General features: G+C 72.8%; 12 protein-coding genes. 4 read left to right on the top strand and 8 right to left on the bottom strand.

All coding sequences use genetic code 11. The features are described 5' to 3' along the window. Nucleotides 1-113 precede the first annotated feature (113 nt). Nucleotides 114-803 (bottom strand): signal peptidase I, encoded by a 690-nt coding sequence (lepB, locus tag ACYVF7_RS52770; RefSeq protein WP_460354931.1) that lies wholly within the window; start codon nt 801-803, stop codon nt 114-116. 112 nt (nt 804-915) lie between these two features. On the opposite strand from lepB, the gene proS reads away from it, so the two are divergent. Continuing rightward, nucleotides 916-2,352 (top strand): proline--tRNA ligase, encoded by a 1,437-nt coding sequence (proS, locus tag ACYVF7_RS52765; RefSeq protein WP_460354929.1) that lies wholly within the window; start codon nt 916-918, stop codon nt 2,350-2,352. Nucleotides 2,353-2,569: 217 nt separating this feature from the next. On the opposite strand, the gene ACYVF7_RS52760 is transcribed toward proS, so the two are convergent. The 7 genes from ACYVF7_RS52760 to ACYVF7_RS52730 all read right to left on the bottom strand — a co-directional run bounded on the left by ACYVF7_RS52760 (nt 2,570) and on the right by ACYVF7_RS52730 (nt 8,835). Beyond that, nucleotides 2,570-3,148, bottom strand: coding sequence for a DUF6328 family protein (locus ACYVF7_RS52760; protein WP_460354926.1), 579 nt, complete (start codon nt 3,146-3,148; stop codon nt 2,570-2,572). A 10-nt stretch (nt 3,149-3,158) separates the two neighbouring features. Beyond that, nucleotides 3,159-3,734, bottom strand: coding sequence for a glycosyltransferase (locus tag ACYVF7_RS52755; RefSeq protein ID WP_460354924.1), 576 nt, complete (start codon nt 3,732-3,734; stop codon nt 3,159-3,161). Further along, nucleotides 3,731-4,396, bottom strand: coding sequence for a glycosyltransferase (locus ACYVF7_RS52750; protein WP_460354922.1), 666 nt, complete (start codon nt 4,394-4,396; stop codon nt 3,731-3,733). Before ACYVF7_RS52750 ends, ACYVF7_RS52755 begins: the two co-directional genes overlap by 4 nt. 456 nt (nt 4,397-4,852) lie before the next feature. Next, nucleotides 4,853-6,763, bottom strand: coding sequence for a PP2C family protein-serine/threonine phosphatase (locus ACYVF7_RS52745; protein WP_460354920.1), 1,911 nt, complete (start codon nt 6,761-6,763; stop codon nt 4,853-4,855). 59 nt (nt 6,764-6,822) lie between these two features. After that, complete coding sequence (locus ACYVF7_RS52740; RefSeq protein WP_460354919.1) at nt 6,823-7,593, bottom strand: GAF and ANTAR domain-containing protein; 771 nt, start codon at nt 7,591-7,593, stop codon at nt 6,823-6,825. Nucleotides 7,594-7,604: 11 nt separating this feature from the next. Beyond that, entirely contained in the window at nt 7,605-8,018 is a 414-nt protein-coding gene (locus tag ACYVF7_RS52735; RefSeq protein WP_460354918.1) for a CBS domain-containing protein, read from the bottom strand. A 112-nt stretch (nt 8,019-8,130) separates the two neighbouring features. After that, a complete protein-coding gene (locus ACYVF7_RS52730) occupies nt 8,131-8,835 on the bottom strand; it encodes an SSI family serine proteinase inhibitor (protein WP_460354917.1) in 705 nt (234 codons plus the stop codon). 176 nt (nt 8,836-9,011) lie between these two features. Between ACYVF7_RS52730 and ACYVF7_RS52725 the strand changes: the two genes are divergently transcribed. The 3 genes from ACYVF7_RS52725 (at nt 9,012) to ACYVF7_RS52715 (ending at nt 13,033) form a co-directional block, all read left to right on the top strand. Continuing rightward, complete coding sequence (locus tag ACYVF7_RS52725) at nt 9,012-11,555, top strand: MinD/ParA family ATP-binding protein (protein WP_460354915.1); 2,544 nt, start codon at nt 9,012-9,014, stop codon at nt 11,553-11,555. A gap of 150 nt (nt 11,556-11,705) precedes the next feature. Continuing rightward, on the top strand, nt 11,706-12,080 hold the full coding sequence (locus ACYVF7_RS52720; protein WP_460354912.1) for a hypothetical protein: 375 nt from the start codon (nt 11,706-11,708) through the stop codon (nt 12,078-12,080). Beyond that, nucleotides 12,077-13,033 (top strand): DUF6177 family protein, encoded by a 957-nt coding sequence (locus ACYVF7_RS52715; RefSeq protein ID WP_460354909.1) that lies wholly within the window; start codon nt 12,077-12,079, stop codon nt 13,031-13,033. The genes ACYVF7_RS52720 and ACYVF7_RS52715 overlap by 4 nt, the downstream gene beginning before the upstream one ends. Nucleotides 13,034-13,125: the final 92 nt, after the last annotated feature.

Below are 13,125 nucleotides of genomic sequence, written 5' to 3'. Positions count from 1 at the left end.
CGCCCCGTAGGCCGCCACGCCCATACGGTCGCCATGCCCGCACGGGCGCAGCCCTCGTACGGTCGCCGGCCCCGTACGGCCGCCGCGCCTGGGCGGTCGCGGCGGCCGTACGGTCAGCCCTTGCCCAGGGTGTTCCAGCGGGACGGCGGCCAGACGATCACGAAGGCGCGGCCGATCACGCTCTTCACCGGGATCGTGCCCTGGTAGCCGTCCTGCATGTGGAAACGCGAGTCGGCGGAGTCGCCCCGGTGGTCTCCCATCACCCAGAGGCGGCCGGCCGGGACCTTCACCGGGCCGAACGGCTTGTGGTCGTCCTCGTAGACGTACGGCTCGTTGAGCGGCTTTCCGTCGACGAGCACCCGGCCCTGTTTGTCGCAGCACTGGACGGTCTGGCCGCCCACCGCGATCACGCGTTTCACGAGGTCCTTCTCGTTGGCCTGCGGCAGGCCGAACAGCCCGCCGACCCAGCCGGCCGCGCGCCGCAGCGGGTTGCTCGACTGGGCGATCCGGGTCTCCGGCTCCCACGACCCGGGCGCCCGGAACACCACGATGTCCCCGTAGTTCGGGTCGTGGAACCGGTAGCCGGCCTTGTAGACGAGGATCCGGTCCCCGGTGCAGCCGGCGCAGCCGTGCAGGGTCCGCTCCATCGACTCCGACGGGATGAAGAACGCCTGGACCAGGAAGGTCTTGATGAGCAGAGACAGCACGAGGGCGATTCCGAGAAGAATCGGAAGTTCGCGCCAAAATGACCGCTTTTTGGCGGGCTTTTTCTGCTCTGCCTCGCCTGGGGACTCGTCTGACACGACTCGTACGGTAGACCGAGTCGGGATGTGATCGGTGTAAAGGGTCCGTCATCACGGGGTTGTCCTCCCGGGTTGTCCACGTGACCGTTCCGGGGCCGGTACCCTCGGCTGCGTGAGTCGGGAAGGTGTCACTCCTCAGTCCGAAGACTTCTCCGCCTGGTACAACGAGGTCGTCGTCCAGGCCGAGCTGGTCGATCGCGGCCCGGTGCGGGGCACGATGGTCATCCGGCCGTACGGCTACCGCATGTGGGAGCTGCTGCAGGCCGACCTCGATGGCCGCATCAAGGAGGCCGGGCACGGCAACGCCTGCTTCCCGATGTTCATCCCGGAGTCGTACTTCAAGCGCGAGGCCGAGCACGTCGAGGGGTTCTCGCCCGAGCTGGCCGTCGTGACGGTCGCCGGCGGCAAGGAGCTGGAGGAGCCGCTGGTCGTGCGGCCCACCTCCGAGACCGTCATCGGCGAGTACATGGCCAAGTGGATCGACTCGCACCGCGACCTGCCGCTGCTGCTCAACCAGTGGGCCAACGTCGTGCGCTGGGAGCTGCGGCCCCGCATGTTCCTGCGCACCACCGAGTTCCTCTGGCAGGAGGGGCACACCGCGCACGCGGACGAGGACGACGCGATGCGCGAGACGATGTGGGCGCTGGACGCCTACGCGGGCGTCGCCCGCGAGCTGGCCGCGATGCCGGTGATCGAGGGTGAGAAGACGCCGAGCGAGCGCTTCGCCGGTGCGGTGCGCACCTACTCGATCGAGGGCATGATGCGCGACGGCCGGGCCCTGCAGGCCGGCACCTCGCACTACCTCGGCACCAACTTCGCCAAGGTCTTCGACATCCAGTACCAGGACGACCAGGGCGAGCTGGTGTACGCCCACACCACGTCCTGGGGCATGAGCACCCGCATGATCGGCGGCGTGATCATGACGCACGGCGACGACAAGGGCCTCGTGCTCCCGCCGCGCATCGCGACGTACCAGGTCGTGATCGTGCCGATCGGCCGCGACGAGGTCGCCGAGCGCACGGTCGCCGCGGCGCGCGAGCTGGCGGACCGGCTGAAGAAGGCCGGCGTCCGCGTGCACGTCGACGAGCGCACCCAGCTCCGCCCCGGGTTCAAGTACAACGACTGGGAGATGCGCGGCGTCCCGATCCGGCTGGAGATCGGCGCCCGCGACCTCGACGCCGGCGTGGTGACCCTGGCCCGCCGCCTCGGCGACCAGGGCAAGGAGCAGATCCCGCTCGACCAGGTCCCGGAGGTGCTGCCCGGCATCCTCGAGGACTTCCAGGCGTACCTGTACACCCGAGCGGAGCAGTACCGCGACGAGCACACCGCCGACATCGACGACTGGGACTCCTTCCGCGCCCAGGTCGCCGAGGGCTGGGCGCGCGTCCTGCACTGCGGCCGTACGGAGTGCGAGGACGAGATCAAGGCCGACACTGCGGCCACGCCGCGCGTGGTCCCGCTCGCGGCGCCCGAGGAGACCGGGTCCTGCTTCCGCTGCGGGCAGCCGTCCGCGTACGGCAAGCGGGTCATCTTCGGCCGCTCGTACTGACCTGAACCGCGAAACCGCCCCTAGGGCCTGTCTCGAAGTCCGCTGTCCTACTGCGCGGCGCCCAGGCGGCGCCTCGCCGCGTTGTCGTCGGTCGCCAGCCAACACCAGGCTGACTCCCTCCTCCGCCTTGCGAGGCACCACCTGGACGCCGCTCGCTACGGACGGGGACTTCGAGACAGGCCCTCGTGCACGGCACGGGGGCGGTTTCGTCGTCGGGTCAGTCGATCACGGGCCGCCGGGGCGGAGGGTCGCCCGGCGCGTTCTCCTCCCCGCAGTCGGCGTCGCGGCTCTCGGCCTCCTCCTCGACCCGCGTGGGGACGCGGCGCCGGGTGAGCATCGGCTGTACGAACCACGCCCACGCGGCGACCGCCACGATCGCCGCGGCCGTCACGGCCGCCAGCGTGGAGGAGAAGAACCCCCTTGCGGCGACGGCCACGGCACTGGACATCGACACGGTGAGGGCGATCGTGCCCGCGATGCCGTACCGGTTCGACCGGCTGATCAGTAGGTCCTTCCGGCCGGAGCGGAACAGCATCCGGTGCTGGGCGGCGGGGGCCATCAGGCAGATGGACGCGCAGGCCGCCGTGATCAGCGACAGGTAGAACACCCACTGCCCGGCGTGGCCGACCCGCTTGAACCCGCTGGAGAACGGCAGTGTCAGCAGGAACGCGAACAGGAACTGCACCCCGGCCACGATGACGCGCAGCTCTTGGAGCATCTCGATGAGTTCGCGGTCGATGCGCTCCCGGGGCGTCTCGTCCCGTGCCGAAGATCCGGATGCCGGTGTGGAGCCCATCGAACCTCTGTCAGAGTTCCTCGTCCTCATCCCCGGCGCCGGCCGCGACGCCCGCGAGGACGGGCTCCGGCTCCGGCTCGGGCTGCAGGGACTCGTAGACCTTGACGGTCTCCTGCGCGACCCGCTCCCAGGCGAACCGGGACTGGATCCGGTCCACGGCGCCGATGCTGAGGGCGGTCCGCTGTGTCTGGTCGGCGAGCAGGGTCCGGACCCGGCGGGCGATCTCCATGGGGCGGTCGGCCGGAACGTGGATGCCCGTGACGTTCTCGATGACCGAGTCGAGGTGGCCGCCCACAGGGGAGGCGACGACGGGCGTCCCGCAGGCCATCGACTCCAGCGGCACCCGGCCGACCGTCTCGTACGCCGGAACGCTGATCGTCAGGTCGGCGGAGCGCAGGAGCTTCGGGGCGTCATTGGCCGACACCCGGCCGATGAAGGTCACCCGGTCGGCGACGCCGGCCTCCTTGGCCTTGATCCGCAGCAGGTGGACGGTCTCGTCGGTCTCGAGATCCTCCCGGGCCGGGCCGCCGGCCACGACGAGCTCGGCGCCCGGGATCCGGGCCAGCGCCTGGATGACCGAGGTCACGCCCTGGTGCGGCCGAGCCGCATGAGCGTGACCAGGCGCGCCGCCTCGCCGCGGGGCAGGGACGGGCCGTTCGGGGAGAACTTGCCCACGTCGACGCCGGAGGGCACCAGCGTGACCTGGCGGCGGTGAACGCCCAGCCGTACGAGCTCGGTCCGCTCGCTCTCGGTCGTGGCGACGACCGACCGCACGCTGCGGCCGATGGCCTTCTCCAGGCGGACCCGGGTCGGCGAGACCGGCTGCCCGGTCCGGGCCAGAGTCGTCCCCAGGGTGTGGAAGGACTGCACGACGGGGATGTCGAGGCCGTTCGCACCGGCGATCGCGGCCAGGCCGCTCACCCAGTGGTGGGCGTGGACCACCTCGGGGCGCCGGCCGTGCCAGCGCCGCGCGAGCACCGCGCCGAAGTCGGCGAGGTACGGCAGCAGCTCGTCATCGGCGAGCGGGTGGGCGGGGCCGACCGCCAGCTGCTCCACGGTGACCCCGGGAGCGAACCGCACCCGCTCCCGCGGGTCGCGCCCGTCCTGCCGGGTGTAGACGGTGACCCGGTGTCCTTGCCGACCGAGTTCGCGGGCGAGTTCGGCGATGTGCGGCCCGAGGCCGTCGCCGAGTTCATTGGCGGTTCCGAGGGGGCTGTCCTGGACCGAGACCATGGCGATGTTCATCATCGAGCAACCTCCAGGAAGTTCAGGCGGCCGGGCGCGTCGGTGCCCGCGACGATCTCGGCCCGTCCGGCTCGCGAAAAGACGGAACGGGCGTGACCGGGGATGGGGAAGGCATGCACGCGCTCACGGCCGGAGCAGGGGTCCGGCTGCGCGGGGGAAAGTGAGGGAACCGCGGACGTCAGGCCATTGACCAAGCCTGGATGAGATATACGCATGCACACCCTCCGGAGATCGAGGGCGGAAATGCCGCCCTCCCGTGGTGTGCCTGCGTCTTAGGCACGAGTTCCTGGACCCAATTATTACCTGATGCCCCTGCGTTTAAACAGTCGCCCCGCCGAAGGGGCTCAGACGGCCGATCCGCCAGGCGGTCCTGGCGGGCGCCCGGACGGGGTGGTCGGCGGGTGGTGCCGGCTGGAGTTCGGACCGGGTGGTCGGAGGGCGAATGACCAGGTGAGAAGCTCAGACGGCCGAGCCGGAGACCGCGACCCGGCCGGGGACGCCGCTGGTCTCCCCGGTGACGCGCAGGGCCAGCATCGACACGTCGTCGCGCAGCTCGCCGCCGCAGAACTCGGTGAGCGCGTGCTCGACCGCCAGCGGCATGTCAGCGACCGGGCGATCGGCGTGGGCGGCGAGGATCTCGACGAGGCGCTCGTGGCCGAAGCGGTTCCGCAGTGCGTCGGAGCTTTCCACGACGCCGTCGGAGTAGAGGAACAGGGTGTCACCGATCTCGAGTTCGAGCGACTCGACGCCGACCTCGAAGTCGTCCGCGAACAGGCCGAGCGGGATGCCGCCGCCGCTCAGGGTGCGGATCAGCCCGTCGCGCCGGATCAGCACGGCGGGCGGGTGCCCGGCACTGCCGATCATGACGGCCAGGCCCTCGTCGCGCGGCTCGACGCAGGCCATCACGGCCGTGACGAAACGCTCCTGATCGAGCAGCGTCTCGTTGACCATCGACAGGACCTCGTCGGGCTTGGCGTTCCACCGGGCGAGGATCCGGATGCCGTGCCGGGCGCCGGCGTTCACGGCGGTCGCGTCGTCGCCCTTACCGCACACGTCGCCCAGGGCGAGACTCCAGCCCGACGCCGTGGGGAAGACGTCGTAGAAGTCGCCGCCGAATCCGCTGTCCCGCGTGGCCACAACGTACCGCGCGGAGATCTCGGCGCCCGGGATGGCCGGCAGCTCACTGGGCAGCAGACCTGCGCGAAGCCGCTCGGTGACCTCCGTACGGCGGCGGTAGCGCCGCCCGGTGCGGATCACCAGCGCGAGGTTGCGGGCCAGCCGCTCGACCAGCCCGAGGTCCATCAGGTCGAACGGTCCCTGCTCGCCCGACACGGTCAGCGTGAGCGTGCCCAGCAGGTGCTCGCCGTCGTCCAGCGGCACACAGATCAGCGACGACGCCTCGATCAGCCCGCACACCGGCAGGTCGCCCTCGGTGGTGCCGAGCGTCCTCAGGTCGTCGATGTGGGCCTGCAGCACGGCCTGGCCGCTGTCGCAAACGAAGACGGGCAGCGAGCCGGGGCCCGGATGGACGTTCTCCAGCATCCGGGCGATCTCCGTGGACCGCTCGTCCTCCGGTCCGATCACGACCTGCCGCCGCAGCGTGCCGTTCTGCTCGAGGTCGACGATGACCCAGTCGGCGAGCTCGGCGGCGAGCAACCGCGCCGACCGGCGCATCGCGATCGACTCGGTCAGGGAGTCGTCCTCCAGCAGCATCCCGGTCGCGGTGGCGAGGACGTCCATCCGGTGCACGACCGTGGCCACGGCGTCCGGGGCCGTCACCTCGTGCGACGCCTCCTCCGCCGCCGGCTCGTGCGTCGCCGGGGCGGTCGCCGCGACCACGAGCGGGTCGGGCTCCCCGCTCACCCAGATCCGGGCGAGGGTCACGTCGGCCTGCACCGGGCCGTGCTTGGACAGGAAGCGCACCCGCGTACGGCGTCGCTGCCCCGAGTGGAACACCCCGGCGATGTGCGAGCCGACCGCCGCCCGCGTCGCCATGTCGCAGAACACCGGGAACGGCTTGCCGGTGAGATAGCCCGCCGACGAGCCCAGCAGCGCGCCGGCCTGGCGATTCACCCGGCGGACCGTGCCATCGCGCTCCAGCAGGAACAGCGGCACGGGAGCGTCCTGGAACACCGTGCGCAGCATCCGGCGCTCGCTCTCCGCGGCCTCCGATCTGGCCTCCGTGGAGGCGCGGTCCTCACCCGTGGTGCCGAGCGCCGCCACGGCCAGCTCCAGCTCGACGAGGGCCGCCTCCAGGAGCGGGCCGGAGTCGGCCTCGGGCAGGGCCGCGGCACTGCGGAGCTCGCTCACGCGGGTCCGGAGTTTGGCGGTCTCCTGCAGGAGCGACTCCGTTTCCTGCTGGTCGGACATGGTGCCTCCCAGCGTGGTGTGATCGCGATCCGCGACCAAATCGGACGGCTGTTCGTACTCTAACGGCCGTCCGCTGCTCCGGCGAGACCAGACCGTCCGGAGCCGCCGCCGCCCGGCCCGCTGCCCTCGACGATCCGCCGGGCCAGCGCCGTCAGCTTGACGTGGCGGTTCTGGGAGATGCGCTTGAGCTCGTTGAACGCGGTTTCGGCGTCACAGCCCATCGCGTGCATGAGCACGCCCTTCGCCTGGTCGACGATGGCCCGCGCCTCCACGGCCTGCCGCAACTGCACCGCCGTACGGTGGGCGTCCTCATAGTGCCGGGTGTTCGACACGGCCGCGCCGCCCTGCGCGGCGAGCAGGGCCCCGAGCCCGAGCCCCCGCTGGTCGAGCGCGCCGGGCACCACGCCGTACATCGTGAGCGTCATGATGATCGGGCCGGTGCGGTGCACCGTCGTCGCGAAGCACCGCACCCCGCGCTGCAGCGCGATCGCGGTGAATCCCGGCCACCGGGTCTCGACCAGCGTGTCGCCGCAGAACACCGGGGTCTCGCTGCGCGCCACGTCGAAGATCGGGCCGTCCTGCCGGGCGCACTGGATCTCACTCAGGTACGACAGATCCGGATGGGTGCCGGCCTCGTCGAGCGGCTCGGGATCGTCCCCGGCGGTCCACCGGATCCCGGTCGCGCCCGCGCAGCCCCCCACCGTACGGACCGCCAGCTCGGTCACGCGGCGGAGCGCCGCCGTCTCCGACGCCTCGTGGATCAGGCTCAACCGGGCGATCTCAACGGCCAGCTCGCTGCTGATGTGCGGTCCGTAACCCACACCGTCCACGGTAACCGTCCTCAGTCGCCGGCGCGCTCGCCGCCGGTGGCAAAGGCGGACGCGTCGTCCTCGGAGGCCACGTCCCGGAGCGAGACGATGCCCACCGCGCGGCCGTCCTCCACGACCGGTAGCCGCCGTACGCCTTGTTCGCGCATGAGACGCACGGCGGCGTCGGTCTCGTCGTCGGGCCCGATCGTCACCACGCCGGCGCTGCAGATCCGGTCGAGTCGTGTGCCGCGCAGGTCGCGCCCTTCCGCCACGGCGCGGACGACGATGTCGCGGTCGGTGAGCACCCCGCACACCCGGCCGGCCTGGGTGACGAGCACCCCGCCGACTCCTTGGTCACGCATCAGTCGAGCCGCCTCGGTGAGCGGTGCGTCGAGAGGGAGGGCGGCCGGCTCGGGCGTCATGACGTCGCGTATTTTCTGCGCCATTGCGAACACTCCCTTCGCCCGTCATGCGCCGATTACCCCCGAAGGCGGGTCTTATTCGGCCATGTGGGCGTCCGGAGCCCGGCCGGGGCCGGGACGTCCGCCGACGCGCTCCTCAGAAGTCGAAGATCGAACCGCTCTGGGTGCGCATCACGCAGGTGTTCGGGTACCGCGCGGTGTACTTGACCGCCTCGCCGCGCAGCTGCCCTTCCGCGCTGGTCGTGACCGGTGAGTAGATCATGAAGCACGCGCGGGGGTTCTTCTCGTCCGAGGCGAGCTTGAAGTCGCCGTGTGTCTTGGCGAGGTCGGCGCAGGCCTGCTCGGCCTTCGGATGGGTGCCGCCGACCGGGTCGCACTGCAGCGTCACGGTCTTCGGCGTGGCCGAGCCCACCGCCGTCGTGAGGGTGAGCTGGGTCGGCCCGTGCGCGGCCTGGCCGCCGCCCGCGGCGATCGACTGCGCGGGCGATGCGGCGGCGCTGCCCTGCGGCGATGCGGCGGCGCTGGCCTGCGGCGATGTGGCGGCGCTGGCCTGCGGCGACGCGGCGGCCGGCGCGGCGTCGACGTCGCCCGGAAGCGACGGCGCGCCCGGGGAGGCCCCCGGTGCCGTCCCGGCGCCCGGCGCGATGGATTTGGCCGACATGTCGTGGACGACTGTGCCCCTCGGCGCCGGTCGGACGTGCCGCAGGAGGCGCTGGGAGCCGGCCGCCCTGCCGTGGGCGCCCGTGGCCGGTGGCGCGGGTCTGCTCGCGGCTCCGGCCGGAGCCGCGGAGAACGTCGCTGGGATGGCTGCGGCGATGGAGAACGCCAGGAAACGTCGCATGTGATTTCCCCCCGGAAAGTCCGCCCGATCGGCGGAGCTCAATCGCTCACTGTAGCGCACCGATATCACTCGGTAATCGGATCGGGTGGCGGTACTGGAAGCCGGGGCAGGTTCGCGCAGATAGGATCAGGAGCGTTTCCGCCCCTATACGCCCGGTGTGCGCCGAGAGGAGACCGGTGTCCGAGCAGGACTGGCAGGTCGCTGTGCTCACCGAGCTCGGTACCCCGCTATCCGGGCTCGTCCCCGCCGACCCGACTCGTCGTCCCATGCCCTCGCCCGCGGGCCCGTCGGCGCAGAGTCACGCGCCGACCGGCGGCATTCCCGAGATCCCGTCGCCGGCCGACGGGCCGGAGGAACCACGCCCGGCCGAGAACGTCTCCGTCATCGGGGCACCGGCAGCCGAACCCGCCGAGCGCACCTCGGCCGACCCGCTCGCCGACCGGCCCGTCGCCGGCTCACCCGGCGACGACCGGGCCACCCCGTTCGGCGGTGTCAGCGGCGATCCGGCCGGTCAGGCGGCCCACACGCCCCAGGACGCGACGGCGGCGCAGGAGCCGCCGTCCGCGTGGCCGGCTCTCGCCGTCGAGCCGCCGATCGCGCCGCCGGCTCCGGCGGTCGAGCCGTCGATCGCGGCGGACCCGGCTCCCGCGTGGACGGAGCAGCCGCCGGCGGAGCGGACCACGGCCGAACCCGCCGACGCGCCGGCGCGGCCCTCGCCGTCCTGGGACCAGAGCCCGCAGCAGAGGGTGCCGGAGCAGCCGGACCAGGAGGCACCGCCCCGTCCGCGGCAGCCCCCGGCCGCCGCGTGGGAGCAGAACGTCCCGCCGCAGGCGGACCCGATGCCGCCACAGGCGGAGCAGCCCCCACCCGCCGCATGGGAACAGAACGTCCCGCTGCGGGCGGAGCAGGGCCCATCCGCCGTAGGGGAGCAGAGCGCTCCGCCGCAGCCAGAGCAGGCCCCGCCCACCGGGTGGGAGCAGGGCGCTCGGCCGCGGGCGGAGCAGGGCCCACCCGCCGGGTGGGAGCAGGGCGTTCCGCCGCAGTCAGAGCAGGCCCCGCCCGCCGGGTGGGAGCAGGGCGTTCCGCAACAGGCGGAGCAGGGGCCACCTGCCGAGTGGGGACAGAGCGCTCCGCCGGGGGTGCCGCAGCCGCAGGTGGAGCAGGGACAGCCGGCGTCGTGGGATCCGGGCCCAGGGCAGTGGGATCAAGGGGCGCCGCCCCGCCCGGAGCAGGCGCCGCCTCCCGCATGGGAGCAGGGCGTCCCGCAGCAGGCGGAACAGGCACTCCCGCAGCAGGCGGAACACGCGTCACTGTCGCCGATGAATTCGGGTCCGCCGGTGTCGTGGGATCAGGGAGCACCGCCTCGTCCCGAGCAGGCTCCGTCTGCCCAGTGGGACCAGGGAGCACCGCCTCGTCCCGAGCAGGCTCCGTCTCCCCAGTGGGGGCAGGGGGTGCCGCCTCGTCCTGAGGAGGCCCCGCCTCCCGCATGGGAGCAGAGCGCTGCGCCGCAGGCGGATCAGGTGCCGCCTCCTCTCCAGTGGGAGCTGAGTGTCCCTACGCAGGGGGAGCAGGAGCCGCCCCCGGCGTCGTGGGATCCGGCATCCCAGGCGCAGTGGGACCAGGCCGCCCAGCCTGCGTGGGGTGCCGAGGCGCCGGAACGGCAGGGGGCCTCCGCCGCGCCCGAGGGTGAGGCCTGGGAGCAGTCGGGTGCCGAGGCGTGGCAGCAGGAGCCGGACGGGCAAGCGCCTCAGCCCCCGCGGAACCCGCGCGCGTCCGGCCCGCCGCCGGGAGGGCCGCAGCAGACGGGGCCGCCGGTCACCGGCGGGCCGATGGCCGCCCGCGACCTCGTGCGCCGGTCCGCGTACGGCGACCCCCTCATGCGCCGGATGTCCCGGGGGATGCTCCGCGCCGTGGGGGCGGCCGCCGCCAACGACGTGCGCCAGGCCGCCGACGTGGAGGCCGTGTTGAGCCGGGCGGTCCCGTCCTGCCGGCAGATCGCGGTCACCAGCATCCGGGGCGGCGCCGGCAAGACCACGGTCGCGGGGCTGACCGCGACGGTGATCGCCCAGTACCGGCAGGACCGCGTCCTGGCCGTGGACGCCGACTCGGGGCTCGGCTCGCTGCCGCTGCGGATGGGCGTGGGTCCCCAGCTTTCGCTGCACGACCTGGTGTCGGCACCCCCGCGGTCCTTCGAGGAGACGTCCCGGTACCTCGCCCAGACGACCGACGGGCTGTGGGTGCTCTCCGGTACGGCCGGAGGGCGGATCACCGGCGAGCTGGACCTGGCCACGTTCCGTGCCGCCGCGGGCGCGATGAGCCGCTACTTCGCCGCGACGGTCGTCGACTGCGGGGCCGGGCTGCTGCCGGAGCTGCAGCGCGGCATCCTCGCCGACTCCCACGCCCAGGTCATGGTGACGCCGGGCACGGTCGACGGGGCGCTCAGCGCGCACGGGGCCCTGGAGTGGCAGGCACGGAACGGCTACGACTACCTTCTGCCCCGTACGGTGATCGCGTTCGTGACGCACACGCCGCACGTCGACGCGGATCTGGGGCGCGCGGCGCAGATGCTCAGCTCGGGCGGGCTGCCGGTGGTGCACATCCCGTACGACCGGCACCTGGCCGCGGGGACGGCGGTAGAGTCCGCGCGGATCGGCCATGAGACCCGGGCGGCGGTCATCCGCATCGCGGTCGAGGCGTTCGCCCGGGCGGTCGCCGCGTGAGAACGACCCTGACAGGCCGCAAGAGAACGACTCCGACAGACAGCAAGAGAACGACCCCGACAGGCCGCGTGAGGACAACGCCGACAGGCCGGGTGCAGAACGACTCTCGACGGGTTCCGTGAGAACGACCCCCGATAGGAGGTGAGGCTCTTGACCAGCGACATCGTCGCGTTGGTACGGCACCAGCCCGAGATCTCGACCGTCGTAGAAGGCATGATCGCCTTCGGCGAGTCGCTGGAGCCGTACGACGCGGGGGACGGGGGCGTCCACCTCTACGACGGCGGGGGACGGCTGGCCGTCTCCATCGAGACGCCGCAGCTCGTCCAGGTGCGCGGTGAGGTGGAGCGGCTGCTGGGCGCGGAGCTTGCCGATCGCGTCCGGGTGCCGATCTGGTGGGTCGAGGTGCGCGCGGCCGTGGGCGTGCCGGATGCCGCCCGGATCGCCCGGCGGTTCGCGGATGACATGGTGCACTGGCAGGGCGGCACGGTCTGGGCCGGACCTCCGGGCGTCGAGGAAGGCCCGTGAGCGGGCCGGCCGCGGACGCGCTGACGCCGAAGGCCATGGTGATCCTGCAGGACCGGCCCGTCGCGGCGTTCACGAAGTGGGTCGCGGACGGGCTGCGCTTCTGCAGCGAGACGCGGCGCGGGCTCCAGATCGTCACGGGGCCGGACGCGCGGATCACGGTGCCGCTGCGGCTGGTCCTCACCGGCCCGAACACCCATTGGGTGGTCCGCGCGGACGGCGGCTACTACGACGGGCTGTCCGGCGTCCCGCTCGTGTGGGACGGCAGCGCGTTCGTCACCGACCCGCAGGCCCGGACGTACGCGCCCGCCTACACGGCGCCTCCTGCCGAGCCGGTGGGGGCGCAGCTGACGGTGACGTTCCGGGTGCGCCACACGTCGGACACGGAGATCGGCGCGGCGGCCGAGCAGGTGTGCATGGCGCTGACGGGCGAGCCGCCCGGAGGGTGGGGGATCGCCGAGCCCGCCACGGACGTGTGGCGGCGGGAGCAGTTGAGTGAGCTGTTCTGGTCGCGGGGGGCCGGTGCCACGTGGTTGACGATCGTGGGCGCGGGCGGCCGGCCCGCCGTCGGGACGCTGCTCGTGTCGAAGGCGGGCGAGGCCGTCGAGGAGGCGGTGACGCTCGTCGTCGGGTACGCCGATCCGCGGGAGGTGCCGGTCGGCACGCTGTCCGCGCAGCTCGGCGGGATCGCCGCCGGGCGGCATCTGATCTCGCTGTTCGCCCAGCTCAGCAACGGACGCGCCGATCTGACGACCGTACCGCGCTGGCTGGGGCCGCCCGCTCCCATCGGCATGGCCGTGGGCGGTTCGGCCCCGGGACCGCCGGGCATTCCCGCGCAACGGATCGGGGACGCTCAGTCACCGGCGGTCTGGTACGTGCTCGGCGACGGCCGGCAGCAGGAGGGCTGGCAGCGCTACGAGCAGCTGACCAGGCACCTGCAAGGGGGATTCTCCTGATCGGCCGAAGCCGACCAGCTTTCGGCCGGCGACCGACGGCCGGCGGCCGACGACGACGCGGCGCCTCCTGGGCGCCGCGCGGTAGGACGGCG

Source organism: Actinoallomurus acanthiterrae (assembly GCF_054775715.1).
Note: the sequence above shows the minus strand (reverse complement) of the source record. Positions and strands in the feature narration are given on the sequence as shown.

What these genes read in the sequence shown, in the direction of transcription:
- ACYVF7_RS52735 (WP_460354918.1), bottom strand. Translation starts at nt 8,018, where the DNA reads ATGGCGCAGAAAATACGCGACGTCATGACGCCCGAGCCGGCCGCCCTC.
- ACYVF7_RS52745 (WP_460354920.1), bottom strand. Translation starts at nt 6,763, where the DNA reads ATGTCCGACCAGCAGGAAACGGAGTCGCTCCTGCAGGAGACCGCCAAA.
- ACYVF7_RS52750 (WP_460354922.1), bottom strand. Translation starts at nt 4,396, where the DNA reads ATGATGAACATCGCCATGGTCTCGGTCCAGGACAGCCCCCTCGGAACC.
- ACYVF7_RS52760 (WP_460354926.1), bottom strand. Translation starts at nt 3,148, where the DNA reads ATGGGCTCCACACCGGCATCCGGATCTTCGGCACGGGACGAGACGCCC.
- ACYVF7_RS52730 (WP_460354917.1), bottom strand. Translation starts at nt 8,835, where the DNA reads ATGCGACGTTTCCTGGCGTTCTCCATCGCCGCAGCCATCCCAGCGACG.